Source organism: Parenemella sanctibonifatiensis (genome assembly GCF_002250565.1).
Lineage (GTDB): Bacteria > Actinomycetota > Actinomycetes > Propionibacteriales > Propionibacteriaceae > Parenemella > Parenemella sanctibonifatiensis.
The window spans coordinates 685,862-710,092 of record NZ_NMVJ01000001.1 but is presented as its reverse complement, the minus strand read 5'-3'; the positions used below and the strand labels follow the sequence as shown (position 1 = coordinate 710,092).

Annotated in this window: 25 protein-coding genes; 15 read left to right on the top strand and 10 right to left on the bottom strand. The window is 68.1% G+C overall.

The features are described from left to right. Positions 1-54: 54 nt before the first annotated feature. From pstS to mshD, 4 genes are all read right to left on the bottom strand, one after another. Positions 55-1,182, bottom strand: a complete 1,128-nt coding sequence (pstS, locus tag CGZ91_RS03365; RefSeq protein WP_229116428.1) for a phosphate ABC transporter substrate-binding protein PstS — start codon at positions 1,180-1,182, stop codon at positions 55-57. A 162-nt stretch (positions 1,183-1,344) separates the two neighbouring features. After that, positions 1,345-2,187, bottom strand: coding sequence for an NUDIX hydrolase (locus tag CGZ91_RS03360; protein WP_094452512.1), 843 nt, complete (start codon positions 2,185-2,187; stop codon positions 1,345-1,347). Beyond that, positions 2,184-4,253, bottom strand: a complete 2,070-nt coding sequence (locus tag CGZ91_RS03355; RefSeq protein WP_094452510.1) for an RNA degradosome polyphosphate kinase — start codon at positions 4,251-4,253, stop codon at positions 2,184-2,186. The genes CGZ91_RS03360 and CGZ91_RS03355 overlap by 4 nt, the downstream gene beginning before the upstream one ends. 11 nt (positions 4,254-4,264) lie before the next feature. Beyond that, positions 4,265-5,140 carry a mycothiol synthase gene (gene mshD, locus CGZ91_RS03350; RefSeq protein ID WP_094452508.1) on the bottom strand — a complete coding sequence of 292 codons (876 nt, stop codon included), beginning with the start codon at positions 5,138-5,140 and terminating at the stop codon, positions 4,265-4,267. Positions 5,141-5,237: 97 nt separating this feature from the next. Between mshD and CGZ91_RS03345 the strand changes: the two genes are divergently transcribed. Both CGZ91_RS03345 and dtd read left to right on the top strand, forming a co-directional pair. Continuing rightward, positions 5,238-5,864 (top strand): hypothetical protein, encoded by a 627-nt coding sequence (locus CGZ91_RS03345; protein WP_094452506.1) that lies wholly within the window; start codon positions 5,238-5,240, stop codon positions 5,862-5,864. After that, positions 5,861-6,298 carry a D-aminoacyl-tRNA deacylase gene (dtd, locus tag CGZ91_RS03340; RefSeq protein WP_094452503.1) on the top strand — a complete coding sequence of 146 codons (438 nt, stop codon included), beginning with the start codon at positions 5,861-5,863 and terminating at the stop codon, positions 6,296-6,298. Before CGZ91_RS03345 ends, dtd begins: the two co-directional genes overlap by 4 nt. Here dtd and CGZ91_RS03335 read toward each other — a convergent pair. Then, positions 6,264-6,536 (bottom strand): hypothetical protein, encoded by a 273-nt coding sequence (locus CGZ91_RS03335; protein ID WP_144276762.1) that lies wholly within the window; start codon positions 6,534-6,536, stop codon positions 6,264-6,266. The genes dtd and CGZ91_RS03335 overlap by 35 nt on opposite strands. Before the next feature lie 32 nt (positions 6,537-6,568). Between CGZ91_RS03335 and CGZ91_RS14810 the strand changes: the two genes are divergently transcribed. The 7 genes from CGZ91_RS14810 (at position 6,569) to CGZ91_RS03300 (ending at position 13,750) form a co-directional block, all read left to right on the top strand. Then, positions 6,569-7,252: a winged helix-turn-helix domain-containing protein gene (locus tag CGZ91_RS14810; RefSeq protein WP_094452499.1), complete on the top strand. Its 684-nt coding sequence runs from the start codon at positions 6,569-6,571 to the stop codon at positions 7,250-7,252. A 196-nt stretch (positions 7,253-7,448) separates the two neighbouring features. Continuing rightward, positions 7,449-7,943: a nitrobindin family protein gene (locus tag CGZ91_RS03325; protein WP_094452497.1), complete on the top strand. Its 495-nt coding sequence runs from the start codon at positions 7,449-7,451 to the stop codon at positions 7,941-7,943. Next, positions 7,940-8,920: a CAF17-like 4Fe-4S cluster assembly/insertion protein YgfZ gene (gene ygfZ, locus CGZ91_RS03320; RefSeq protein ID WP_094452495.1), complete on the top strand. Its 981-nt coding sequence runs from the start codon at positions 7,940-7,942 to the stop codon at positions 8,918-8,920. Before CGZ91_RS03325 ends, ygfZ begins: the two co-directional genes overlap by 4 nt. A 30-nt stretch (positions 8,921-8,950) precedes the next feature. Beyond that, entirely contained in the window at positions 8,951-9,436 is a 486-nt protein-coding gene (locus CGZ91_RS03315; protein ID WP_094452493.1) for a hypothetical protein, read from the top strand. 10 nt (positions 9,437-9,446) lie between these two features. Further along, a complete protein-coding gene (locus tag CGZ91_RS03310) occupies positions 9,447-10,451 on the top strand; it encodes an asparaginase (protein WP_229116387.1) in 1,005 nt (334 codons plus the stop codon). 30 nt (positions 10,452-10,481) lie between these two features. Beyond that, on the top strand, positions 10,482-11,252 hold the full coding sequence (locus CGZ91_RS03305) for an HAD family hydrolase (protein WP_094452491.1): 771 nt from the start codon (positions 10,482-10,484) through the stop codon (positions 11,250-11,252). Beyond that, positions 11,249-13,750 carry a glycoside hydrolase family 65 protein gene (locus CGZ91_RS03300; RefSeq protein ID WP_094452489.1) on the top strand — a complete coding sequence of 834 codons (2,502 nt, stop codon included), beginning with the start codon at positions 11,249-11,251 and terminating at the stop codon, positions 13,748-13,750. Before CGZ91_RS03305 ends, CGZ91_RS03300 begins: the two co-directional genes overlap by 4 nt. An 87-nt stretch (positions 13,751-13,837) precedes the next feature. Here CGZ91_RS03300 and CGZ91_RS03295 read toward each other — a convergent pair whose 3' ends face one another. The 3 genes from CGZ91_RS03295 to CGZ91_RS14200 all read right to left on the bottom strand — a co-directional run bounded on the left by CGZ91_RS03295 (position 13,838) and on the right by CGZ91_RS14200 (position 18,591). Next, positions 13,838-15,601, bottom strand: coding sequence for a L,D-transpeptidase family protein (locus CGZ91_RS03295; protein WP_094452487.1), 1,764 nt, complete (start codon positions 15,599-15,601; stop codon positions 13,838-13,840). Positions 15,602-15,763: 162 nt separating this feature from the next. After that, complete coding sequence (typA, locus tag CGZ91_RS03290) at positions 15,764-17,620, bottom strand: translational GTPase TypA (protein ID WP_094452485.1); 1,857 nt, start codon at positions 17,618-17,620, stop codon at positions 15,764-15,766. Positions 17,621-17,772: 152 nt separating this feature from the next. Then, the gene (locus CGZ91_RS14200; protein WP_179229191.1) at positions 17,773-18,591 is read right to left on the bottom strand and encodes a flagellar basal body-associated FliL family protein; all 819 of its coding nucleotides are present in this window, start codon (positions 18,589-18,591) and stop codon (positions 17,773-17,775) included. Positions 18,592-18,825: 234 nt separating this feature from the next. On the opposite strand from CGZ91_RS14200, the gene CGZ91_RS03280 reads away from it, so the two are divergent. Genes CGZ91_RS03280 through CGZ91_RS03265 form a run of 5 tightly spaced genes read left to right on the top strand, consistent with a single transcriptional unit; the run spans position 18,826 to position 21,778 of the window. Then, positions 18,826-19,947 carry a GTPase family protein gene (locus CGZ91_RS03280; protein WP_229116386.1) on the top strand — a complete coding sequence of 374 codons (1,122 nt, stop codon included), beginning with the start codon at positions 18,826-18,828 and terminating at the stop codon, positions 19,945-19,947. A gap of 25 nt (positions 19,948-19,972) precedes the next feature. Next, positions 19,973-20,320 (top strand): hypothetical protein, encoded by a 348-nt coding sequence (locus CGZ91_RS03275; RefSeq protein WP_094452481.1) that lies wholly within the window; start codon positions 19,973-19,975, stop codon positions 20,318-20,320. Then, the gene (locus CGZ91_RS14195) at positions 20,317-20,643 is read left to right on the top strand and encodes a hypothetical protein (protein ID WP_179229190.1); all 327 of its coding nucleotides are present in this window, start codon (positions 20,317-20,319) and stop codon (positions 20,641-20,643) included. The genes CGZ91_RS03275 and CGZ91_RS14195 overlap by 4 nt, the downstream gene beginning before the upstream one ends. Next, positions 20,601-21,089 (top strand): hypothetical protein, encoded by a 489-nt coding sequence (locus CGZ91_RS03270; protein ID WP_094452479.1) that lies wholly within the window; start codon positions 20,601-20,603, stop codon positions 21,087-21,089. The genes CGZ91_RS14195 and CGZ91_RS03270 overlap by 43 nt, the downstream gene beginning before the upstream one ends. Then, entirely contained in the window at positions 21,089-21,778 is a 690-nt protein-coding gene (locus CGZ91_RS03265; protein WP_094452477.1) for a hypothetical protein, read from the top strand. The genes CGZ91_RS03270 and CGZ91_RS03265 overlap by 1 nt, the downstream gene beginning before the upstream one ends. A gap of 6 nt (positions 21,779-21,784) precedes the next feature. Here the strand turns inward: CGZ91_RS03265 and CGZ91_RS03260 are convergent, their stop codons facing one another. Continuing rightward, the gene (locus CGZ91_RS03260) at positions 21,785-22,558 is read right to left on the bottom strand and encodes an SDR family NAD(P)-dependent oxidoreductase (RefSeq protein ID WP_094452475.1); all 774 of its coding nucleotides are present in this window, start codon (positions 22,556-22,558) and stop codon (positions 21,785-21,787) included. Between the two features lie 55 nt (positions 22,559-22,613). Between CGZ91_RS03260 and CGZ91_RS03255 the strand changes: the two genes are divergently transcribed. Further along, a complete protein-coding gene (locus tag CGZ91_RS03255) occupies positions 22,614-23,363 on the top strand; it encodes a phosphoglyceromutase (protein WP_094452473.1) in 750 nt (249 codons plus the stop codon). Positions 23,364-23,403: 40 nt separating this feature from the next. On the opposite strand, the gene phoU is transcribed toward CGZ91_RS03255, so the two are convergent. Next, a complete protein-coding gene (phoU, locus tag CGZ91_RS03250; RefSeq protein WP_094452471.1) occupies positions 23,404-24,057 on the bottom strand; it encodes a phosphate signaling complex protein PhoU in 654 nt (217 codons plus the stop codon). Positions 24,058-24,231: the final 174 nt, after the last annotated feature.

Below are 24,231 nucleotides of genomic sequence, written 5' to 3'. Positions count from 1 at the left end.
CGCCCGAGGCGAGGGGGCCGTTCCTTGGATGTCACCGGCGGTGAGGAGGATGGATCACGCCTCGATGGCAGCGATGGCCTCTTCGACCTGAGCGATCATTTCGGCCGGCAGCGGGGAGTAACCGAGGTCCTCGAGGGGAGCCTGGCCGTCCTCGGAGGCCCAGTAGCCCAGGAAGTCCTTCAGCAGTTCGGTGTTCTCGGGGCCGCCAGCGGAGCAGACGATCTCGTAGGTCACCATGATGGCCGGGTAGGCGCCCTCAGGCAGACCCGAGTACTTGAGCTCGAGACGGATGTCGTTGCCCTCGCCGACGTTCTCAGCAGCGGTCAGAGCCGAGCCGACGTTCTCGGGGTTGAGCTCAGCACCGTCGAGGGAAGCAACGCCCAGGTTGCGCTCCAAGGCTGCGCCCCACTCCATGTAGGAGAAGCCGCCGGGGGTGTTGGCGACGGAGTCGGCGACGTCAGCGGTGGCCGGACGGCCCTCACCAACGGAGCCGGCCCAGTCCTTGGAGGGCTCGTGCGGCCACTCGCCGGCCTCGGCCAGATACTTGGTCAGGTTCTCGGTGGTGCCCGAGGAGGAGGAGCGGAAGAAGACCGAGATGGCCTGGTCCGGCAGGGTGGCGTCGGGGTTCAGCTCGGCGATGGCCGGGTCGTTCCAGCTGGTGATCTCGCCCAGCAGGATCTTGGAGACGACCGGGGCCGTGAGGTTCAGCTCGTCGACTCCGTCGATGTTGAAGGCGAAAGCGATCGGGCCAACAACCATCGGGAGGTTCCAGGCGTCGTTGCCACCGCAACGCTCAGCAGCCTGAGTGGTCTGATCGTCCTTCAGGACGGAGTCGGAGCCGGCCCAGTCAACCTGGTTGGCCACGAAGGCCTTGATGCCGTCGCCCGATCCGGGGCCGGTGTACTCGATCTGGGTGTCGCCGCACTCGGCGGAATAGGCGGAGATGACCTCGGTCACAGCGGTGACCTGCGAGGAGGCGCCGGAACCGGTGAGCTGGCCGCCGGGGCACTCGGGGGTGAAGCCGGTGCCGCCACCGGTCTCGGTCGAAGCCGAGGAGGAGGACGAGGAGGTCGCCGGGCCGCTCGAAGCGGGCTGGGTCGGGTCAGCGGACTCGCTGCTACAGGCGGCCAGCACCAGAGTGGAGGCAGCCGCGACAGCGGCGATCTTGGCGAAGCGGTTCATCGACACGAGTGAGTTCCTTCGTGGCTTGAGGGATCGCAACGCCCGAGTAGCCAAGGCGTGCGGGCAAAGTTGTCATCTCTGCCACCAGTGAAGGTAGGGGTCCCAGGTGACCGAAGTCAGCACATTTGGTGAACAGGTGATGAACCATCGTGCACGGGTCGGTCACGAAAGGTCGTGTTGCTGGTAATGGTCGGCCCCGGCCACATGCACCGCGACACTCTCGCCGGGCCGCAGTGGCCGCGGTACAGCGCCGACGGCCGTCAACATGTCGTCCAGCAGCGGTCGATGGCCACACACCACGACACGAGCCCCGCCGCGAGCCAGGGCCATCGCTTCGGCCATGATCTTCTCGATGCCGGCCACATCGCCGACGTGGTCCTCGCTCAGTCCCGGTACCGAGCGCACCGGCAGCCCGGTGGTGACGGCGTACGGGGCCACGGTCTGCCAGCAGCGTCGCCACGGCGAGGTCCAGATCTGGTCGACGCCGTACGCCGCCATCAGATCGCGGCGGTCGCAGGCCTCGCGCTCACCCTGCTTGTTGAGGGGGCGTTCGGGTTCGGCGTCCTCCCAGACGGACCGCTTGACGGCCTTGGCATGTCGCAGCACCAGCACCAATCCGCCGTCGGTGGGGGCGGCCAGGGCCCGACCCAGCAACTCCTGTTCGTCGGGATAGCTGAGCTGCTCACGGGCGCGGTCGATGGGCCACCACTCGACCTTGTCGACCTCGCTGTCCGGGGGCCGGATCTCGGCCTCAGCGCGGACACTGGCTCGCCACCACCAGACCTGCTTCTTTCGGTCCCCGACCCGGTGCCGGGTGGTGCGCAGTGGCCAGTCCAGCCGGGCCGCGACCGCGGTCTCCTCCAGCACCTCGCGCTGCGCGGTGACCGGGGTCACCTCATTGCGTTCCACCTTGCCCTTGGGCATCGACCAGTCGTCATAACGGGGTCGGTGGACGACCAGGACGTGGCCGTCGCGGATCACGACTGCGCCCGCAGCTCGGATCATTTCCGGCGTCGCCTTCCCTTGAGCTGGATCGTGGTCTCCTGGAAGTCTCGCAGCAGGTTGCCCTGGTCGTCGCTGGTGCGCATCCTCCAGTCGCCGTCGGTGAGCTCCCAGGCCGCGGTGCCGGGATCGAAGCAGAGGTCGAACATCTCGGTCAGCTCGTCGACGTGACGCCGATTGCTGATGAGCACGATCACCTCGACCCGGCGGTCCAGGTTGCGGTGCATCATGTCCGCCGAGCCGATGCCGACCATGGGGGCGCCGCCGTTGGCGAACCAGAACACCCGGGAGTGTTCCAGGAATCGACCCAGCACACTGCGGACCCGAATGTTGTCGCTCAGCCCGGGCACCTGGGGGCGGATCGCGCAGATGCCGCGGATGAACAGGTCGACCGATACGCCGGCCTGGGAGGCTCGGTAGAGGGCGTCGATGACGGCCTCGTCGACCAGCGAGTTGGCCTTCATCCGGATCCGCGCCGGCAGCCCGGCCCGGTGGTTGGCGATTTCCTTGTCGATCTGTTCCAACAACCCCACCCGCAGCCCGTCCGGGGCGACCAGGAGCCGACGGTAGCTGGAGTGGTGCGTCATCCCGGACAGGTGGTTGAACACCCGCGCGACGTCCTCGGTGATGATCGGGTTGGCGGTCAGCAGCCCGAGGTCCTCGTAGCTGCGGGCCGTCTTGGGGTTGTAGTTGCCCGTGCCGACATGGGCGTACCGACGAAGCCCGTCGCGTTCGTCCCGCACCGCCAACGCCAACTTGCAGTGGGTCTTCAGCCCGACCATGCCGTAGACGACGTGGCAGCCGGACTCCTCCAGCTTGCGGGCCCAGGCGATATTGGCCTGTTCGTCGAAACGGGCCTTGATCTCGACCACCGCCAGCACCTGCTTGCCGGCCTGTGCGGCGTCGATCAGCGCATCGATGATCGGGGAGTCGCCCGAGGTGCGATAGAGGGTCTGCTTGATCGCCAGGACGTGAGGATCCGCGGCTGCTTGCTCGATGAAGCGCTGGACGCTGGTCGCGAAGGAGTCGTAGGGGTGCTGCAACAGCACGTCACGGCGGCGCAGCGCCGAGAACATGTCGGCGGGGCTGGCGGTCTCGACCTCCGCCAGATCGGGATGGGTCATCGGCAGGAAGGCCGGATAGGACAGGTCCTCGCGGTCCTCGTCGGCCACCGCGAACAGACTGGTGAAGTCGAGCGGGCCATCGACCTGGAAGACCTCGCGGGTGGAGATGTCGAGCTCGCGGATCAGCCGATCCAGCAATTCCTCATCGATCCCGGCCTCCACCTCGAGACGGACCGGGGGGCGACCGACCTTGCGGCGCAGCAACTCCTGTTCCAGGGCGAAGAGGAGATTCTCCGCGTCGTCCTCCTCGACCTCCAGGTCTTCGTTGCGGGTGACCCGGAAGGTGTCGCAGGACAGCACCTGCATGCCGGTGAAGACCTGGTTCAGGTGCTGCTTGATGACGTCCTCGATCGGAACGAAGCGGCCCTCCGCCAGCTTGATCAACCGGTCCAGCAGGGGTGGCACCTTGATCCGGGCGAACTGCTGCGCGCCGGTGTAGGGGTTGCGCAACATCACGGCCAGATTGAGCGAGAGCCCCGAGATGTAGGGGAAGGGGTGGGAGGGATCCACTGCCAGCGGGGTCAGTACCGGATAGATCCGCTCGGCGAAGAGCGTGTGCATCCGGTTCTTCTCATCGGGGGACAGATCGTCCCAACCGACCACCCGGATGCCTTCGGCTGCCAACTCGGGGGCGATGTCGTCACGGTAGGCCCGAGCCTGTTCGGTGGTCAGCTCCCGGGTCCGGTCCAGGATCAGCTGGTGCAGGTCGCGCGGCATCAGTCCGCTGGCGCCCGGGGTGGCGACGCCGGCGGCGATGCGCCGCTTCAGCCCGGCGACCCGGACCATGTAGTACTCATCCAGGTTGGAGCTGAAGATCGCGAGAAACTTGGCGCGCTCCAGCAGCGGGACCCGGTCCCGGTCCCGTGCCAGGTCCAGAACCCGTTCGTTGAAGTCCAACCAGGAGATCTCCCGGTCCAGGTAGCGATCGGCAGGCAGGGCGGACATGGCTGGGCTGCTCACTCCTGGTCATCTCCCGCGCTGGCGTACACCACGTCAGTGGACAGCGTCTCGAAGCCGGCGGCGCGATACATCCGCACCACCCGTTCCTGGTCTCCCTCGACGTAGAGGATGACCTCGGTGCAGCCGCGCTGCCGCAGGAAGTCGAGGCCGGCTGCCAGCAGCGCCCGGCCGATCCCGCCGCCGGCGGCATCGGGGCGTACCGCCAGCACGTAGACCTCGCCGGTGCCGTCGCGGTGCACCTTGGTCCAGTGGAAGCCGATGACCTGCTCCTCGCGTACTGCCAGCAGCAGTCCGGCCGGATCGAACCATTCTTCGGCGGCGCGGCCCAGGAAGTCATTCTCGTCCATCGCGCCCTGCTCGGGGTGGTGGGCGAAGGCGGCGGCATTGATCTCAATCACCGTGGTTGCATCGGCCGGCGTGAAGGGCCGGATGACGACGCCGTCGGGGATCGGCTCGGGGCCGACCTCGGCCAGCGGGCGGCCGAGCTTGAGCAGCGTACGCACCGGGGACATCTGTAGGCGTTCGGCGACGGCGCGGGCGTCGGCCAGGTCACCGAAGGCCCACCAGCTGTCGATGTCGGCTGCCGCCAGCAAGGCCTCGGCGAGCCCGTCCTGGCGGTGCTCGGGGTGGACCACCAGCTGCCCGATACCGGCGTCGAGGGCGGCGTACGCCAGCGGCTCACCGGCCGGCTCACCGTCGGCGGTGACCCACCACTGGTCAGGCTGCTTGGCCTGTCGCAGTGCGCGCAGGGCAGCCTCATTGAGTGCCGGGACGCCGTCATGGGCGGCGGCGGTCTCGACGAGAGAGGCAACCGCTGCCGGATGCGGGAGGTCGCCGTGGTGAACGACGGGCGCGGGGGTGCTGTGGGCCATGTGCGGCAGTTTCCCACACCGGCGCGACAGCTGGCGGACTGCCCGCCGGCCGGTTGCCGTGCTCCTGACGCCGCGGCCGGAGGCCTAGAGTGGTGCGGTGAGTTCCGGTTCCACCACCCGCCCGACCCTCGACCATCCAGTCGACCGCAGGTTGGTGCTGCTCGCTGTTCGGATCGGGGCGGTGCTGGGCGTCGTCTCGGCGGCTGCGGCTGGCTGGGCCATGGCGTACGCACCCCGTTTTGTCACCGGCCTGCAGCCGTGGCCGGTGGTTGCCTTCGTCTGCGCCGCCCTGGTCGGTGCCGTCGCCGTGCTGCAGGCCTGGTGGTGGCGCCGGCCCGCCAAGGACTGGACGCCTCGGCTGCGGCAGGTGTCCTGGTGGTTGCACCTGGGCGGCTATCTTGCCGCGCTGGGCCTGATGTGGGCCGGACTGGCGGTCGTGATCCGGGTGCAGGGCTCGACGACGGCCTACACCGCCACCATCGTGGCGATCGCTGCCGGGATCGGCGCGGTCGGTCTGTCCGGGGTCAACTACGTACGCGACAGCGGCCCGTCGGGGCTGCCGCACCATCACGCGCAGCGCATCAGCGCCGCAGTGGCGGGCCGCGCTGCGGCCAAGGACGCCGCCTTCGAGGCGGAACAACGCCGGCAGTGGGCGGCGTACGAGGCTGAGCAGTCCGAGGGGGAGGCAGAGAGCGGGCCCTCGGACCGGACGGAGCAGTCGTGAGGGCACTGGTCCAGCGAGCCCTCAGCGGCGAGGTACGGGTGGCCGGCGAGGTGGTCGGGCGACTGCCCCGGCCCGGTCTGGTGGTGCTGGTCGGGGTGGCCCATGCCGACACCGGGGCCCATGCGGTCGAGCTGGCGCGCAAGAGCCACGGGCTGCGGATCCTGGCCGACGAGACCTCGGCGGCCGACCGGGATGCGCCCTTCCTGGTGGTGAGTCAGTTCACCCTTTACGCCGACACCCGCAAAGGGCGCCGGCCGTCGTGGTCGGCGGCTGCGCCGCGGCCGGTCAGCGAGCCGCTCGTCGAGGCCTACATCCGGGCCCTGCGGGACCTGGGCGCCCACGTCGAGACCGGAATCTTCGGGGCAAACATGCAGGTCGAGCTGGTCAACGACGGGCCGGTCACGGTGTTGCTGGAGGTGCCGGCACCGCGGTGAACTGCACCACCAGCGCTGTGGTCAGGGGGTCGCGCAACGCCGGGTCGTCGACCCGGAATGACCCGCCGGGCCACGCGACGGTGGCCGCGGCGATCATCGCCAGGTAGGCCCCGTTGGTGGCGTGCCGCTGCCGCAGCTGGGCGATTGCGTCGCTGAGGCTGGCCGCCGCCACCGACTCCGATTCGCAGCCGGCCGCTTCCTGCAATGCGGCGGGATACCTCAGGCGCACCGTGTGCATGCCACGATTGTGCTCCACCGGAAGGAGAAGCGATGTCCCTCATCGTCGTTTTCACTTCCACGTCGCAGTCGGCGACCGAGATCGTGCCGGCGCTGGAGCTGCTCGGGCACACCATCCGCACCCTGCCACCGGATGCTTCGCGGTGGGAGCAGTGGGGTGACGCGGAGGCGTACCTGCTTGATGCCCGCACCGATCTGGCTGCGGCCCGCGCCTTTGCCCGCAACTTCGCCACGCTGTTCGCTGGCCGGCCGCTGATCGCGGTGCTGGGAGAGGGCGGGATGGCCGTGGTGAACGCGGACTGGGGGATGACCGACATCCTGCTGCCCGATGTCGGCCCCGCCGAACTCGCGGCGCGGCTGCGACTCGCGCGTGGCTCGGAACTGTCCACGATCGTGGCCGGCGGGATCATCATCGATGAGTACGCCAACAGCGTCAGTCTGGACGGCCGCCCACTCGACCTGACCTACACCGAGTTCGAGTTGTTGAAATATCTGGTCGGCCACGCCGGCCGGGTGTTCTCCCGGCAGCAGCTGGTCGCGGACGTCTGGGGATACGACTACTTCGGTGGCACCCGGACCGTGGACGTGCACGTACGCCGGCTGCGCGCCAAGCTCGGGCCGGACCGGGAGGGGCTGATCCAGACCGTACGCAATGTCGGCTACCGCTTCAGCGCCCGCACCCCGGAGTCACCGCACGGCACTGCAGACAGCACCTAGACTGGCCCCGTGCCCAACCCGTCGACCCTCGCCACCATCATCTTCGCCATCGTGGTGGCCGCGGTCGGCCTCGCCGCGCTGGCGGGGCTGGTGAGGTTGGGCTGGCGGCAGCGTCGCGACGTGGACTGATGCGCGACAGCCCCACAACGTCATCTCTGACCAACCCGGCACTGACCAACCGACCTGAGGAGCATCCGTGGCCCCCGACAATCTGCACGAGAGCCTGCTGGGACTGTCCTGGCTGATCGGTCGCTGGGAGGGCAGCGGCAAGGGGACTTGGCCCGGCGAGGGCGAGTTCGAGTACGGCCAGCAGGTCGATGTCGCCCACAACGGTGGGCCCTACCTGCATTACATGTCACAGATGTTCGCCGTCGACGAGGCCGGCAAGGCGACCAAGCCGTTGGCGATGGAGAGCGGATTCTGGCGTCCCGCTGGCGGCAACCAGGTCGAACTGTTGCTCAGCAACGCCGAGGGCCGGATCGAGATGTGGTACGGCGACGTCACCGGCAAGAAGATCGAGCTGAAGACCGATGCGGTGATCCGTTCCACCAGCTCCGAGGTCACCTTCACCGCCGGGCACCGGCTCTATGGTCACGTCGAGGGTGACCTGCTGTGGACCTTGGACCGGGCCACCGAGGAGCACGAGATGCAGACCTATCTGTGGGCCCGATTGGCCCGAGCGGAGGGATGATGTCGGTCATGGTCGAGGCGGGCGTCGACGCCGGCGCCGTCTGGCACTTGGGCGACCCCAACAAGGAGCAGCGGCTGATGGAGCGGGCCGCTGACGGTGATGGCACTGTGGTCGTGGACCTGTCGCACCGCGACGTCGTGCAGGTCAGCGGCCCGGATCGGCTCAGCTGGCTGCACGACCTCACCAGTCAGGAGTTGCGCGCGCTGCCCGCTGGAGTCGGCACCACCGCGCTGCTGCTGTCGGCGCGGGGGCACATCGAGCATGCGATGCAGTTGGTCGATGACGGAGAGAACACCTGGATCCACACCGAGCCCGGTGCCGGCGAGGCGCTGGCCGGTTTTCTGGACTCGATGCGTTTCATGCTGCGCGTCGAGGTGACGCAGCGGACGCCGGACCTGGCCGTGATCTGGTCGATCGGTACGCCGCCGGCCAGCTTGCCCGAGCATCTCATCACACGCAGCGCCGCCGATTCGCTGGGCGGGCGAGAGGCCTTCGTGCCGCGTGACCATGTGGCGGACTTCCTGGGGCACTTCGACCATCAGGCCGGGGTGTGGGCGTACGAGGCGCGTCGGATTGCTGCCGGTGTGCCGCGGCTGGGTTGTGAGACCGACCACCGCACCATCCCCAACGAACTGGGGCTGTGGGGAACGCATCTGGAGAAGGGCTGCTATCGGGGTCAGGAGACGGTCGCGCGGGTGCACAACCTGGGGCGGCCGCCGCGCCGGTTGGTGTTGCTGCACCTGGATGGCAGCGTCGACGAACTGCCTGCGCACGGCACCGAGGTCTTCCACGAAGGGAAGAAGATTGGTTTCGTCGGATCGGCGGCCCGTCACTACGAACTGGGCCCGGTGGCATTGGGAGTGGTACGCCGTGGTGTACCGGCGGATGCCGAACTGTTGGTTGACGCCGAGCTGAGCGCTGCCCAGGAGCCGCTGGTCGATCCCGAGGTTGGACTGCACATCAAGCCGAAGCTGTGAGCGTCCGGCAGTGGTGAAGGTCGGGAAGGCGTGAAGGCCGAGCAGGGGCTCGCGGAGAGTCGCTTCCCGGCGCTGCTGAGCGATCGGCAGTATCGGGCCAGGGCGTGGTTCGGGCTGGCGGCGGCACTGGTGGTGCTCGCGTTTCTTGAGCCGCAGTTCCGGACCCCGATCATCGTCCTGTGTTACATCCCGGTGCTCATCACCCTGGTTCTGTTGGGTGCGCAGGCGCGCGCCGAAGCGGACCTGATCAAGATGGAACGGACCAAGATCGCGGGGCTGGCCGGTTTCGGAGTGGCGCGGATCTCGGCCGCAGTGATGTTCGTGGTGGCGGTGTTCATGGTCGCCATGCTGACCTTCTTTGCCCGGATCTGGGCCCCGGTGACGGTGGCGTTTCTCGTGCTGGGGTTGCTGATCCACCTGCACTTGTGCTGGTTCAGGCTGAACCGCTGGCCGCTGCGCCGGGCGCGACTGGCCCGGCGCATCAAGCACAGTCAACTCCATCCGGTGCACTACTAACATCTGCGACATGACCCCCTCCCGCAGGACCAGTGCCGATCCCAGTCAGCAGTCCGCCGCCCTGGCGTTGGATCCGATCATCGCGACGATGCGCCGCGGGCCGCTGGTGGAATCGGTGCATCACGGCAGGGCAGTGGTGACCGACCCCGACGGTCGGGTGGTACGCCGGATCGGCGAAGTCGAGTTGCCGTTCTATCCGCGCAGCGCCGCCAAGCCGTTCCAAGCGATCGCGATGCAGCGGCTCGGCATGAATCTGGAGGCGGAATTGCTGGCCCTGGCGGCGGCCTCCCACCACGGCGAGGACTTCCACATCGACGGCGTACGCCGGATCCTGGCTGCTGCCGAGTTGCCGGAGACCGCGCTTCAGACGCCGGCGGATCTGCCGCACCACGGTCGGCCGCGGGACCTGTGGGTGCACGCGCACGGGCCGTCGCCGGCGCCGGTCCTGATGAACTGTTCGGGCAAGCATGCGGCGATGCTGCTGGCTTGTGTCCGGGCCGGGCTCGACGTGAGCACCTATCGCGATCCCGAGCATCCGTTGCAGCAGGAGGTCCAAGCCGTGATCGCAGAGTACAGCGGTCAGCAGCCGGGCGATGCGACGGTGGACGGGTGTGGCGCGCCGCTGTGGTCGATCTCATTGACCGGTCTGGCACGTGGCTTCGGCCGCTGGGCTGCGACCAAGGAGTTCGCGCCAGCCGCGTTGGCGCAGGCATACCGGGCCTACCCCCAGTTCGTCAGCGGCAGCGACACCGATGAGCTGCGGCTGCACCGGGCCGTACGCGGACTGGTCACCAAGGGCGGGGCCGAGGGCTGCCTGGCGATCGGCCTCGAGTCCGGGTATGGCATCGCCATCAAGATGGACGACGGGTCGGCGCGGGCGCTGATGCCGATCGCGGTTGCACTGCTGCGCGACTTGGACGTGACAGCGGACCAGGGCGCGCTGGACCAACTGGCATCGGTGCCGGTGCTCGGCCACGGCGAACCCGTCGGCGAGATCACCGCAGCGCTGGACTGAATCAGGTTCCACCCGACTAGGGTTGGCCGCATGACGACTGCCCCAGGTGCTGTCCTGTTCGACTTGGACGGGGTGCTCACCCCGACCGCTGAGGTCCACCGCAAGGCGTGGGCCGCTCTGTTCAGCCCGTTCTTCGAGGAACGTGGGCTGGCCGCGTACACCGACGATGACTACTTCGACCACATCGACGGTCTGCCGCGGTTCGATGGCGTACGCGGGATGCTCGCCGCCCGAGGTGTCGAGCTTCCCGAGGGTGAGGTCGACGACCCGGCAGGCGAGGAGACCGTCTGCGGGCTGGGCAACCGCAAGAACGAGCTCTTCACCCAGGTGCTCGCCAGCGAGGGCGTCAAGCCCTATCCGGGATCGGTACGCCTGCTGGACCGTTTGTGGATGGCCGGCACCCCGATCGCGGTGGTGTCCTCATCGCGCAACGCCGAGGCGGTCCTCACCGCTGCTGGCCTGCGGCAGCGCTTCGGCGTGGTCGTCGACGGGTCGGTCGCCGCCCGCGAGGGCTTGGCCGGCAAGCCTGCGCCGGACACCTTCCGGTATGCCGCCGAGCTGTTGGAGGTCGCCGAAGCTGACGCGGTCGTGGTCGAGGATGCGGTGTCCGGCGTCCAGGCCGGTGCGGCCGGCTCCTTCGCTCAGGTCATCGGAGTCGATCGCGGCGCCGGCGCCGACACGCTGCGCGAGGCCGGCGCGACCAGTGTGGTCAGCGACCTCGGCGACCTGGTCGCCGCGTGGTTCGGCGAGGCGAGCTTCGAGCCGCCCGCCCCGCAGGAAGGCTCGGAGGATCAGCGATGAGCCCGGACCAGCGGCGGGCCGAGCGGCTCGCCCTGCTTGACCGTTCCCGCTTCCCGGCCGACGAATGGGCACTGCGCGAGACGCGACCCGAGTTGGAGGACCTCGGCTCCACCGAGACCACCTTCGCGGTCGGCAACGGCTACCTCGGCATCCGCGCCACCCCCGAGGAGGCCCGGCCCACCGCGGCCCACGGCACCTTCCTCAATGGCGTCCACGAGACCTACCCGATCCAGCACGCCGAGGAGGCGTACGGCTTCGCCCGGACCGGGCAGACCATGATCACCGCCCCTGACGCCACGGTGATGAAGCTCTACGTCGACGACGAGCCGCTCAACGTCTGGCAGGCCGACCTGTCCGAGTACGAGCGCGAACTCGACTTCCGCACCGGGGTGCTGACCCGCTCGCTGGTCTGGCGCACCTCCCGCGGCAGCCGGGTCCGGGTGGTCACGCGCCGGCTGGTCAGCATGACCCAGCGACACCTGGCGATCATGAGCCTGGAGGTGACCCTGCTGGACGGCGACGGCTCGGTGGTGATCTCCTCCCAACTGCTGAACCGGCAGGATGGCAAGGACGAATACTCCGCCAACGGCAACGGTCACGGAGCCAACAAGGACCCGCGGCGAGCGGCTGCATTCGAGCATCGGGTGCTGCAGCCCAAGCACGACAGCATCGACGAGAAGCGCGCCGTGCTGGGCTACCTGCTGGCCAATTCCGGCATGACGCTCGCGGCAGCGGTCCACGAGGAACTGCTGGCCGACTGTGAGTACGAGGTCGCCCAGGAGATCTACCACGACGTCGCCAAGCACATCTTCACCGTCGAGGCGCGGCAGGGCGTCACCGTCTCGCTGGTGAAGTACGCCAGCTACCACAGCGCCGCGAACGTGCCGGTCCACGAGCTGGTCGACCGCGCCGGGCGTACCCTCGACCGCGCCGTCCGGTTCGGCCTGGACCAGCACCTCATTGACCAGGCCGACTGGTACGCGCGCTACTGGGAGGACTGCGACGTCCGGGTCGCCGACAACCCCGAGGTGCAGCAGGCGATCCGCTGGAACCTCTTCCAGCTGGCCCAGGCCAGCGCCCGCGCCGAGAGCGTCGGCATCCCGGCCAAGGGCGTCACGGGGTCGGGATACTCGGGGCACTACTTCTGGGACACCGAGATCTACGTGTTGCCCTTCCTCACCTACAACCACCCCGAGCTGGCACGCAACGCGCTGCGGTTTCGGCACTCGATGCTGGGCAAGGCCAAGGAACGCGCTGGCGAGCTGGCGGTACGCGGCGCGCTCTTCCCGTGGCGGACCATCAACGGCGAGGAGGCCTCGGCCTACTACGCCGCCGGCACCGCGCAGTATCACATCGACGCCGACATTTCCTACGCCCTGTGCCAGTACGTGCTGGTCTCCGGGGATGAGGCCTTCATGCGGGACAAGGGCATCGACATCCTCGTCGAAACCGCGCGGATGTGGGCGGATCTGGGCTTCTTCCGGGTCGTTGACGGTGTGACGACCTTCCACATCCATGGCGTCACCGGGCCCGACGAATACACCACCGTCGTCAACGACAACCTCTTCACCAATGTGATGGCGAAGTCCAACCTGGAGAATGCCCGGTATGCCGTCGACCAGCTCGCCGAGCGGGCGCCGGAGCACTACGCGGCCCTCAAGCGTCGCCTCGACCTGACCGAGGACGAACTGGATGAGTGGCAGCGGGCCGCCGACGCGATGGCGATCCCCTACGACGAGACCATGGGCGTACACCCGCAGGACGCACACTTCCTGGAAGGAGAGCTGTGGGACCTGGATGCCACCCCCGACAGTGAGCGGCCGCTGCTGCTCCACTTCCATCCGCTGGTGATTTATCGTCACCAGGTCCTCAAGCAGGCCGACGTCGTCATCGCGCTCTTCCTGCAGGGACACCGGTTCACCTTGGCGGAGAAGCGGGCCGACTTCGACTACTACGACCCGATCACCACCGGCGACTCCAGCCTGTCGGCCGTCGTCCAGTCGATCGTTGCGGCGGAGGTGGGTTATGAGGAGGAGGCGATGGAGTACTTCCGGCACTCCCTCTACACCGACCTCGCCGACCTGCACCGCAACACCGTCGACGGTGTCCATGTCGCCTCCTGTGGCGGCGTCTGGTGCGCGCTGGTGCAGGGCTTTGGCGGGATGCGGACGGTCGGCTCGGAGACTCATTTCGATCCCCGCGTGTCCGACGAACTGGGCCGGATCGAGTTCTCCCTCAAGCTCAATGGTGTACGCCTGCGGTTCGCGGCGACCCGGGAGCACTTCGAGGCCTCCACCGAGGAGGGGTCGGCGACCATCTGGGTCCGTGGCGTACGCCATGAGATCGACCCGGAGCATCCGCTGTCGACCGAGCTGGTCGACCATCGTGCCGCCGCTCCCGAAGCGGTCCCGACCCACCGCAGCGACGGCAGCCTGCTGACGGCACGCAAGCCCACCCCGATGCCGCTGGAGCAGTTGGTCAACTTCGACGACGTCTGAGCTCGCCGACGCCCCACCCACAACGCAACAGCGCCGGCCAGGATCACCTGGCCGGCGCTGTCAGTGGATCAGCGAATCAATCACCGATCAGTTGTAGACCACCACGCGGTCGCCCTCACGGACCTGGCCGTAGAGCCACTCCAACTGGTCCCAGTCGCGGACGTTGACACAGCCGGCGCTGCTGCCATTCCAGCCGCGGCGGGCGAAGTCATCGGAGTAGTGGACGGCCTGGCCACCGGAGAAGAACATCGAGAACGGCATCCGAGTGCCGTAGATGCTGGAGACGTGGTCGCGGTGCTTCCAGTAGACGCTGAACGTACCGTTGCGGGTCGGGGTGAGCTCGCTGCCGAAGCGGACGTCGAGGCTCAGTTCGACCTTGCCGTTGACCACGTAGCGCAGCTTGCGGTCGTTCTTGGAGATGCACAGCACGCGGCCGCTGGTGATGCACTCGGCCGGCAGGTTGGCCTGGGTCTGGACCGTCAGCGCACCGGTGGAGAAGTTGTAGCGAACCGTGCCGCGCTCGAAGTTCTGCGCGACACCGCCGTTGATGGCGTACTCGTCGCTGGTCGGAGCGCCCAGCGCGCCGCCCTCGAAGCCCATCTGGCTGTACTGCCACAGGATCGCGCCGTGCACGGCGTACGAGCCGATGCCGGGCTTGAAGATGATCAGGCCGTTGGCGAAGCGCTGCGAACGGGCACCGTTGGCGCCGTTGAACTCATCGGTGGTGGGGACGCCCAGGACGCCACCCTCCCAGCCGTGGGCACCGTAGCGGTCGAAGTTGGCGCCGTAGACGGCGTGCGCATCGGTGCTGGGGGTGTAGACGATCACGCCGCCCTCGAAGGTGTTGACCTTCGCGCCACGACCGCCGGTGAACTCGTCGCTGGTCGGGGCGCCGAGGACGCCGCCCTCCCAGCCGTACGCCGCGTACCGGTCCAGGATCCGACCGTGGACCTCGCGCGGGCCGACACCGGGGGTGTTGACCATCAGGCCGCCAGCGAAGCGCTGCACCCGGAGGTTGCGTTGCCCAGTGAACTCATCGCTGCTGGGGACGTTGAGGATGCCGCCCTCCCAGCCCAGCGCGCCGTAGTGCTCCAGCATCTTGCCGCTGACGATGCGGGGACCGGTCTTGGCGGTCCAGATGACCAGACCCTTCTGGAAACGGGTCACCCTGGCGCCGCGCTGGCCGGTGAATTCGGAGCTGGTGGGCAGACCCAGTGCGGAACGGTTGGCCTTGTAGTGGCCGTAGATCGCGCCGTAGACAGCGTTGGTGCCGGTGCTGGCGGACCAGTTGATGATCCCGTTGGTGAAGTAGCTGACCCGGGAGTTGCTGTCACCGGCCACCTCGTCGGTGGTGGGGGCGCCCAACGCCTTGCGGGCGCCGGCATCCCGGTTCCATTGGTTGTAGATGTGGCCTTGGATCACCTTGGAGCCGTTGTCGCTGGACCACACCAGAGCGCCGTTGGTGAAGCGGTCGATGACCAGGCCGTTCTCGTGAACGGTGTCACCCTTGACGGCGCCCAGGGTTGACTTCAGCTCGGCAGACAAGGCGTCGTACCGAGCCTGGTTCTCCTTGGAGATGCTGACCGCGTTGGCCTGCGGGGCGCGCTGCTGCGGGGATGCGCTGGGGCTCGTGCTGGGCGAGCTGGGGGTTGCCGAGGGGCTCTCGCTCGGGCTGGCGGTGGGGGAGCTGCTCGGTGAGGCCGACGGGCTGCCCGAGGGCTGCGGGGACGGCGAGCTGGTCGGTGACGGCGTGTCCGACGGCGTCTGGGCGGCGGCAATGCCTGTGCCCCCGATTGCCATCGCGGAGATCGCCAAGCCGGCCAGGACGGCGCGGCTGAGTTTGATGAACATTGTCAGGTCCCTTCGGTCTGTTCCCCATCAACTACGTGGTCAGCCGGTGAGAAGGTTGCCTCGCAGTTCGACACCTTTCCCGGCAGCGGGTGTGCGGCGCCGAAAACAGTCTCGTACGCCGCAACCTCCCGCGTCCAGTCAGCCGTGACGCCCCGCGTCCAGTCAGGACTTGCGGCGTTCCTTGGCGCGCTGGTTGGCGGCCAGTGTCACCTTGCGGATCCGGACCTTGTCCGGGGTCACTTCCAGGCACTCGTCCTCGCGGCAGAACTCCATCGCCTGCTCCAGGTTGAGCAGCTTCGCCGGCACCAGTCGCTCCAGCTCGTCGCCGGTCGAGGACCGTACGTTGCTGAGCTTCTTCTCCTTGGTCGGATTGACGTCCATGTCGTCGGCGCGGGCATTCTCGCCGACCACCATGCCCTCGTAGACCTCGTCGCCGGGGCCGACGAACATGGTGCCGCGCTCCTGCAGGTTGAACAGTGCGAAGGAGGTGACGCTGCCCTGTCGGTCCGCAACCAACGAGCCGGTTGGGCGCGTACGCAGCTCGCCGGCCCAGGGTGCCATGCCCTCGAAGACGTGGTGCATCAGGCCGGTGCCGCGGGTCTCGGTGAGGAATTCGGTGCGGAAGCCGATCAGGCCGCGGGCCGGCACGATGTATTCGACGCGGACCCAGCCGGTGCCGTGGTTGACCATCTGCTCCAGGTGGCCCTTGCGCAGGCCCATCAACTGGGTGACTGTGCCCACGAAGTCATCGGGGATGTCGATGGTGAGACGTTCCACGGGCTCGTGCAGCTTGCCGTCGATCATCCGGGTGACGACCTGGGGCTTGCCCACGGTCAGCTCGAAGCCCTCGCGGCGCATCAGCTCGACCAGGACGGCGAGCTGCAGCTCGCCACGGCCCTGGACCTCCCAGGTGTCGGGGCGTTCGGTGTTGCTGACCCGCAGCGACACGTTGCCGATCAGCTCGGCATCGAGCCGGGCCTTGACCAGCCGGGCGGTCAGTTGCTTGCCGGAGCGGCCCGACAGCGGCGAAGTGTTGATGCCGATCGTCATCGAGATCGACGGTTCGTCGACGGTGATCAGCGGCAGCGGGACCGGATTCTCCGGGTCGGCCAGGGTCTCGCCGATGGTGATCTCGGGGATGCCGGCGATCGCGACGATGTCGCCCGGGCCGGCGGAATCGGCCTGGACGCGCTCCAGCGCCTTGGTGATGAGCAGCTCGGACAGCTTGACGTTCTGGACGGCGCCGTCGGCGCGGCACCAGGCCACGGTCTGGCCGCGCTTGAGGGTGCCCTGCACGATCCGACACAGCGCCAACCGGCCCAGGTAGGGGCTGGCGTCGAGGTTGGTGACATGGGCCTGCAGCGGGGCGCCCTCGGTGTACTCGGGCGCGGGGATGGTGTCCAAAATGGTGGCGAACAGTGGCTCCAGGGAGTCGCTGTCCGGCATCTCGCCGTCGGCGGGCTGGTTGCGGGAGGCGCGGCGTGCCTTGGCTGAGGCGTACACGACGGGGAAGTCCAGGGCGTTGTCGGCGTCGTCGTCCTCGATCAGGTCCATGAACAGTTCGTAGACCTCCTCCTCGACGGCACTGATCCGGGCGTCGGGGCGGTCCACCTTGTTGATGACCACGATGATCGGCATCTTCTTGGCCAGAGCCTTGCGCAGCACGAATCGGGTCTGCGGGAGCGGGCCCTCGGAGGCGTCGACCAGCAGCACGACACCGTCGACCATCTCCAGGCCGCGCTCGACCTCACCGCCAAAGTCGGCGTGGCCGGGGGTGTCGATGATGTTGATGGTCATGTCCTCGCCCGCGGGGGTGGTGTACGCCACCGCAGTGTTCTTGGCGAGGATCGTGATGCCCTTCTCGCGCTCCAGGTCCATCGAATCCATGACCCGCTCGTCGACGTCCTGGCCGGTCCGAAATGCCCCGGACTGCCACAGCATGCCGTCCACCAACGTGGTCTTGCCATGGTCTACGTGGGCGATGATCGCGACATTGCGCAGGTCGGTACGAGTGGCCATACGCGGCTCCTTCGGTCTGGGTGACCCATCCGAGGCGCGGGCCGTGGATGAGTGTAGAACGCGGTGGCCGATCGAGCACCATCGTGACGGCCCGAACGCAGACGTGGGCCCCACCCGCCAGGGTGGGGCCCACGTCAGTGGAAGCTGTCAGATCAGGCGATCTCGCTGGAGCAGCTCTGGATCTGCTCAGTGACGAACGGGACCTCGGACTGCTTCATCAGGTCGCGTCCCGCGGCGAGGTTGTTGACGGTCTCGTCGGACACCTCGTCGTAGATCTTCGGGGCGACGCAGGCGGCAAGCTTGCGGCCCAGCTCCTCGCTGCCGAGCACCTCCGGAGCGGCGAAGATCTTGGTCATGCCGTCCTCGAGCTCCTGCAGCGACGCCTTGTCACCGGAGCTGGTCGGGGCTGAGCTGGTCGGAGAACTGGTCGGACCGGAGCTGGTCGGAGAGCTCGTCGGACCGGAGCTCGTCGGTGCCGAGCTGGTGGTCTCGGTGCCTCCGGTGGGATCGCTGTCGGTCGTCTGCGCCGTCGTGGGCGGCGGGTCAGCCTGGTCGTCGCCGTCCCGGAAGCCGAAGAACCACACGGCGCCACCGATCAGCGCGAGCACCAGGACGCCGGCGACGATCCCGAGAATCGTGTTGGTGTTGGACTTCTTGGGCTCCTGGGGCGGGCCGCCGAAGCCGCCGCCCTGGGGGCCCTGGGGTCCCTGCGGGCCGCCGAAGCCGCCGCCACCCTGCGGTCCCTGCGGGCCGCCGAAGCCGCCACCCTGCGGGGCGCCGCCGGGCTGGCCGCCGAAGCCGCCACCCTGCGGGGCGCCACCGGGCTGGCCACCGAAGCCGCCACCCTGAGGGGCGCCACCCTGCTGGCCACCGAAGCCGCCACCCTGAGGCGCTCCACCGGGCTGACCGCCGAATCCACCGCCCTGCTGGCCGCCGAAACCGCCGCCCTGCTGGGGATATCCGTTGCTCATGTCTCGTCCCATCCTCGTTCGGGGCCCACACTGGGGTGGGTCATGTCCAATGCTATCGGTTCGGTGCCGTTCCGTCGTGTCCCGTCGGGACAAATCGCACAAATCGGGCCGATGCCGAGGCATCCGCGGCCTGAGACGATCGCCAGCCAGGCCCGGGTTCCCTGCGGGGCGAATCACCAACGGCGCTCGGCTGGTGGTCGGCGGTTGGTTGGTGGCATGCGATTCAATGGGCGCGTGATTGATCTGCCTCAGCAGGGTGCGTTCACGGCCGAGTTCCACAAACAGCTCGACCAGCTCGGGCGCTTCAACCTCGCGATCTTCGGCAAGACCGGCGTCGGCAAGTCGACGCTGGTCAACGCCGTCTTCGGTGAACCGTTGGCGCAGACCGGCATCGGAGCGCCCGTCACCGAGGGCTCCCACCTGTATCTGGACCAGCGCGGCACCCTCGGCCTGCTCGACACCAAGGGGGTGGAGATCGGCCGAGACGACAAGCGGCTCGCGAAGGACCTGCAGGCCGAGGTCACCAAGCGCCGCAACCTGCCGATCGCCGAACAGATCCACGCCGCGTGGTACTGCGTACGAGGGATGGACCGACGTTTCGAGGATTCCGAGGCGGCCCTGGTCACGGAGCTGGCCGATCTGGAGTTGCCGGTGCTGGTCGTGCTCACCCAGGTGCCGAAGAATGGCAACGACTACCACCCGGATGCGGTGGCGCTGGCCGATGCGATCGAGGCCCGCGGGCTGCCGATCGTGGGTGGTCGACCCTTGATGACCAACGCGGTGGGGGACCAGTTCACTGGTCAGTCGGCACACGGCTTGATCGACCTGCTGCAGGCCACCTTTCGCGTCAGCCCAGAAGCCGTCCGAACCGCGCTCATCGTGGCGCAACGGGTGGACATGGCCGCCAAGGCCAAGTCTGCCCAAGTTCAGATTGCCTCGACGGTAGCGGCAGCCGCGGGCGTCGCCGCGGTGCCCATCCCGTTCGCCGATGCCACCGTGCTGGTGCCGCTGCAACTGGCGATGATGGCCCGCATCGCTCACCTCTACAACGTGCCGTTGGGCACGGCCGCGGCGATGGCCGCGGTGTCGTCGATCGCCGCCACCGAGGGTGGCCGGCGGATCGCCACCGGATTGGTGAAGTTGGTGCCGGGTGCCGGCGCGATCGTGGGCGGCGCCATCGGCGCCTCGGTGGCCAGCGCGCTCACCGCCGCGGTCGGTGGGGCCTGGCTGACCGTGTGTCAGATGGCCGCCAAAGGTGCCTTTGACCGGGAGGACGGCAGCGTCGACACCGATCAGGTACGCGAGGTGTTCCGCAAGGAGTTCGCCAATCGTTTCCGTCGACGCAACCGGGACTGACCCGCTGGCTGCCTCTTTTTGAGGTATGAGTCAGGTCGCTCCCGGGTCCAGCTTCACGGTTGACCCTGCACAACTGGATGTTTTTGCCTCCTCGGTCCAAGAACTCACGGACACGATGGCCCGCCACACCGAAGAGTTCCAGGCCCTCCACCTCGACCGGGGCGTGTTCGGTCGGCTGCCGATGGTCTCCTCCCAGGTGCATGACAAGTACACCGAACACGTCGAGAAGGGCACCGAAGCCTTCGCGACCGCCAACGCATTGCTCACCAACGCCAACAACCGCGCCCAGGACACGGCTGCGGCCTACCGCGAGATCGAGACCGATCACAGCCTGCTCGCGGAGATCATCGGACAGGAGCTGAAGCAGCGATGACTGTTGCCGGATTTGATCTGGAGAAGGGCGTCTTCTCGATGCTGCCAGGGCTGGTCGACCGAGCCCTCGGCTTCGCGCGCAGCTGGTTCCAGGGAGCCTTGGAATGGGTCTGTGGTGCCCCGGCGGCGCTGACCGAAGCTGGTCAGCGATACCTCACCCTGGGACAGCAGGTGGAGACACTTGGCACCAGCATCAGCACCAACGCGATCGGCGTGGACCGGTGGACCGGGGAGGCTGCCGACGGTTTCCGCACACCAGGACCCAGGCCGGCGAGGCGACCGTGGCCACCGGCCAGATCGTCGCTGCCACCCAGGAGATCCTGAACGCGGCCGCCGAGGTTGCCACCGAGGCCGCCAACCTGATCTGGAGCATCGTCACCGATCTGGTGAAGCAACTCATCCAGACCTACCTGGTGGCTCAGGCAGCGGCCGCCAGCACCTTTGGCGGGTCGCTGGCGGCCTGGCTGATCAGCGCGATCGGCCAGGTCTCCCACGTCGTTGCTCGGGTCGCCCAGGTGGTCGGCCAGGTCGGTCAGATGCTGCAGCAGATCATGGCGATGCTGCAGAAGCTCGCCACCCTGATCGCCAAGTACAAGCCCATTCTGGACCGGATCGAGCAGGTGCTGCGCAAGGTCAAGGAGATGCATGACAAGGTCAAGCCACTGCTTGACAAGGTCGACGCGGTGCCGACCAGTGATGAGGTGATGGCGAAGCGCCCGACGATCTCCGGATCAGGTGCGGCCGACACGCCCGCGGTGGCGGCGCTGTGATGACCCAGGACGAGTCCGCCGGCGCCTCCGCCCCCGACCTGGCCGATTCCATCGCGGCTGAGGTCGACGGACTGGTGCCCGGGCTGGTGTTGCCCGGACTCGACCAGGCCGTCGCACTGGCGCAGTGGCTGAGCGAGTTCCGGGCCTCAGGCTTCTCACGAAGCCGGCAGGTGTGCGTACACCTGTCCGGGCTGCTGCGCCTGGTGCACCTGGAATGGGTGCCGGCTGTCGTCAATCTCACCGCCATCGAGTACGCCGCCGAGCTCGGTCAGGCGCTCGAGGCCGCCCGCAAGGCCATGGTGTCGGGGATGCAGCAGGTGTTGCTGCAGGAGCCGGCGTACGCCGATGAGCTCGAGCAGGCCATCGCCGATCAGGGCGGCCAGGACTGGCAGGAGGCCGATGGCGAACCCACTGGCGTAGAGCTGGAGCGGCATGGCTTCGCCAGTGGGGACGGACTGGTGACCGTGTTGCTGGACCGCTCCCGACAGGTGGCCGGGGTGGAGATCGCAACCGAGGACCATTGGGAACTGGAACCGGTCAACCGGGCCTTCTGGGAGGCCGCCGATCTGGCGCTGGCTGGCGATCCGGTCCCGGATCATTCCGCCGAGGAGCAGTTCGCCCGCTCGTTGGCGGCCATCAGCGCCCGCCTCGACAACCTGGACAAGGATCTGGCCGCACGACTGGGGTGAGCCCACTCAGCTGCGGTGCACCTTGTGGTTGGCGGCCTGGGCCCGCGGGCGTACCACCATCGAGTCGATGTTGACGTGGCTGGGGCGTTCTGCCACCCACAGGATTGCCTCGGCGATGTCGGCCGCCAGCAGCGGATCCGCGACGCCGGCATACACCGCGTCGGCCCGAGCCTGGTCGCCGCCGAAGCGAGTCAAGGAGAACTCCTCGGTGTGCACCATGCCCGGTGAGATCTCGCTGATCCGGATCGGTTCACCGACCAACTCCAGCCGCAGCGAGCGGGCCACGGCACGCTCGGCCATCTTGGCGCCGCAGTAGCCGGCGCCGCCCTCGTACGCCGCCTCGGCCGCGGTCGAGGTGATGAACAGCACCTGCCCCTCGGCCCGGCGCAGCGCCGGCAGCAGCGCCTTGGTGACCGCGGCCGCGCCGATGACATTGGTGGCGTACATCTGCTGCCACAGGTCCAGGTCCGCCTCGGCGACGGGTTCCTGGCCCAGCGCGCCGCCTGCATTGTTGACCAGCAGGTCGACCCGGTCGCCGACGGTGGCCGCCAACCGGTCCACCTGGACCGGGTCAGTGACGTCCAGCGCCAGCGCGTGGCCGCCGATCTGCTCAGCCAGCGCCTCGATCCGATCGGTACGTCGGGCGCAGCACCAGACCTGCCAGCCGGCTTTGGCCAGGGCAGTCGCGGCTGCCGCCCCGATGCCGCTGCTGGCACCGGTGACGACGGCGATCCGGCCCTGCTGGTGCGGTTGGACGGAAGTGCTGACAGGTTCGCTCATGGCCCCCAGTTTCGCACCGGTGCGGATGGCCTGCGGACGCCGTTAGGCTGGCGGTATGACCTCGAAGCTGATTCTGCTCCGCCACGGCGAGAGCGAGTGGAATGCCAAGAACCTGTTCACCGGCTGGGTGGATGTGGACCTCAACGACAAGGGCCGGGCAGAGGCCCAGCACGGTGGTGAGTTGCTCGCTTCCGAGCAGTTGCTGCCCGACGTGGTGCACACCTCGGTGCTGCGTCGCGCGATCCACACCGCCGAGCTGGCGCTGAACGCCGCCGACCGGCACTGGATCCCGGTGAAGCGCCATTGGCGCCTCAACGAGCGTCACTACGGCGCGCTGCAGGGCAAGGACAAGGCTGCGATCCGCGAGGAGTACGGCGAGGACCAGTTCATGACGTGGCGCCGTTCCTACGACACCCCACCACCCGAGCAGGACATCGACAACGAGTTCTCCCAGTACCACGACCCCCGCTACGCCGACCTGCCCAGCGAGGTACGCCCGCGTACCGAATGCCTCAAGGACGTCGTCGCCCGGATGCTGCCCTACTGGTACGACCAGATCCTTCCGGACCTGCTCGCCGGCCGCACCGTGCTGGTGGCCGCCCACGGCAACTCGCTGCGCGCACTGGTCAAGCACCTGGACGGCATCAGCGACGAGGAGATCGCCGGGCTGAACATCCCCACCGGCGTTCCGCTGGTGTACGAGATCGACGCCGACGGCAAGCCCGAGAATCCCGGCGGCCGCTACCTCGACCCGGAGGCAGCCGCCGCATCGATCGAGGCCGTCAAGAACCAGGGCAAGAAGTAACCAGGGCCCGACCCGAGCAGGGATCCGGTCCGGCGAGCAGTCAGTTCTGTTCGCTGGGCTGGATCCCGGTCACCAGGAAGACCACTCGCTTGCCGACCGAGACCGCATGGTCGGCGATACGCTCGTAGTAACGACCCAACAGCGCAACATCGACGGCGGCAGCGACGCCCTCGTCCCAGTCGTCGCCGAGAATCTCGACGAATTGATCGCGGCGCAGCTTGTCCATTTGCTCGTCGTTGGCGTCGAGCTGGGCGGCGGTGTCGGCGTCGCGGTCTTGCAGCGTACGCCCGGCGGTCGCCACCATCGCTTCGGCCACTTCGGCCATCCGCAGGAAACTGTCCATCATCCGCGGCGGCACCGCAGGGTCGGGATAGCGCAGCCGGGCGATCTTGGCGATGTGAGCGGCCAGATCTCCCATCCGCTCCAGGGCCATCACCACACGGAGCCCGGAGGTGACCATCCGCAGGTCGCCGGCGACCGGTGAGGAGATCGCCAATACCGAAAATCCGGTCTGTTCGACCTCGCTGGCGAGCGCGTCGATGGCCTGATCGCCGGAGATCACCGATTCAGCGAGCTGCACGTCGGCCTCGGCCAGGGCGCGCGTGGCGTCCTGGACAGCGGTCCGGACCCGGTCAGTCATCTCCAGCAGGTCGGCCATCAGAAGATCGAGTCGATCATGGTAGGAGTCGCGCACCGATGCCTCCGTCCTTGGGGTGACAGCAAACGTAGGAGTTCCAGATGGCCCCGGCGCGCACTCGGGCGAGGGTTGAGTGAACTTCCTCTGAACTTCTCATGATAGGACGCTCGCCCGTCGGGCGCACATCCCGTCCAGACCGCAAAGCTGATGGCGCTTGCGCCTGCTGGGAGG

Bases quoted from the DNA above. Each gene is read 5' to 3' on its own strand.
- CGZ91_RS14200 (WP_179229191.1), bottom strand. From the start codon at position 18,591: ATGAGCAACGGATATCCCCAGCAGGGCGGCGGTTTCGGCGGCCAGCAG.
- typA (WP_094452485.1), bottom strand. From the start codon at position 17,620: ATGGCCACTCGTACCGACCTGCGCAATGTCGCGATCATCGCCCACGTA.
- CGZ91_RS03260 (WP_094452475.1), bottom strand. From the start codon at position 22,558: ATGAGCGAACCTGTCAGCACTTCCGTCCAACCGCACCAGCAGGGCCGG.
- CGZ91_RS03300 (WP_094452489.1), top strand. From the start codon at position 11,249: ATGAGCCCGGACCAGCGGCGGGCCGAGCGGCTCGCCCTGCTTGACCGT.
- CGZ91_RS03310 (WP_229116387.1), top strand. From the start codon at position 9,447: ATGACCCCCTCCCGCAGGACCAGTGCCGATCCCAGTCAGCAGTCCGCC.
- CGZ91_RS03360 (WP_094452512.1), bottom strand. From the start codon at position 2,187: ATGATCCGAGCTGCGGGCGCAGTCGTGATCCGCGACGGCCACGTCCTG.
- CGZ91_RS03255 (WP_094452473.1), top strand. From the start codon at position 22,614: ATGACCTCGAAGCTGATTCTGCTCCGCCACGGCGAGAGCGAGTGGAAT.
- CGZ91_RS03305 (WP_094452491.1), top strand. From the start codon at position 10,482: ATGACGACTGCCCCAGGTGCTGTCCTGTTCGACTTGGACGGGGTGCTC.
- mshD (WP_094452508.1), bottom strand. From the start codon at position 5,140: ATGGCCCACAGCACCCCCGCGCCCGTCGTTCACCACGGCGACCTCCCG.
- CGZ91_RS14810 (WP_094452499.1), top strand. From the start codon at position 6,569: ATGTCCCTCATCGTCGTTTTCACTTCCACGTCGCAGTCGGCGACCGAG.
- ygfZ (WP_094452495.1), top strand. From the start codon at position 7,940: ATGATGTCGGTCATGGTCGAGGCGGGCGTCGACGCCGGCGCCGTCTGG.
- CGZ91_RS03355 (WP_094452510.1), bottom strand. From the start codon at position 4,253: ATGTCCGCCCTGCCTGCCGATCGCTACCTGGACCGGGAGATCTCCTGG.
- pstS (WP_229116428.1), bottom strand. From the start codon at position 1,182: ATGAACCGCTTCGCCAAGATCGCCGCTGTCGCGGCTGCCTCCACTCTG.
- CGZ91_RS03335 (WP_144276762.1), bottom strand. From the start codon at position 6,536: ATGCACACGGTGCGCCTGAGGTATCCCGCCGCATTGCAGGAAGCGGCC.
- CGZ91_RS03265 (WP_094452477.1), top strand. From the start codon at position 21,089: ATGACCCAGGACGAGTCCGCCGGCGCCTCCGCCCCCGACCTGGCCGAT.
- CGZ91_RS03295 (WP_094452487.1), bottom strand. From the start codon at position 15,601: ATGTTCATCAAACTCAGCCGCGCCGTCCTGGCCGGCTTGGCGATCTCC.
- CGZ91_RS14195 (WP_179229190.1), top strand. From the start codon at position 20,317: ATGACTGTTGCCGGATTTGATCTGGAGAAGGGCGTCTTCTCGATGCTG.
- CGZ91_RS03275 (WP_094452481.1), top strand. From the start codon at position 19,973: ATGAGTCAGGTCGCTCCCGGGTCCAGCTTCACGGTTGACCCTGCACAA.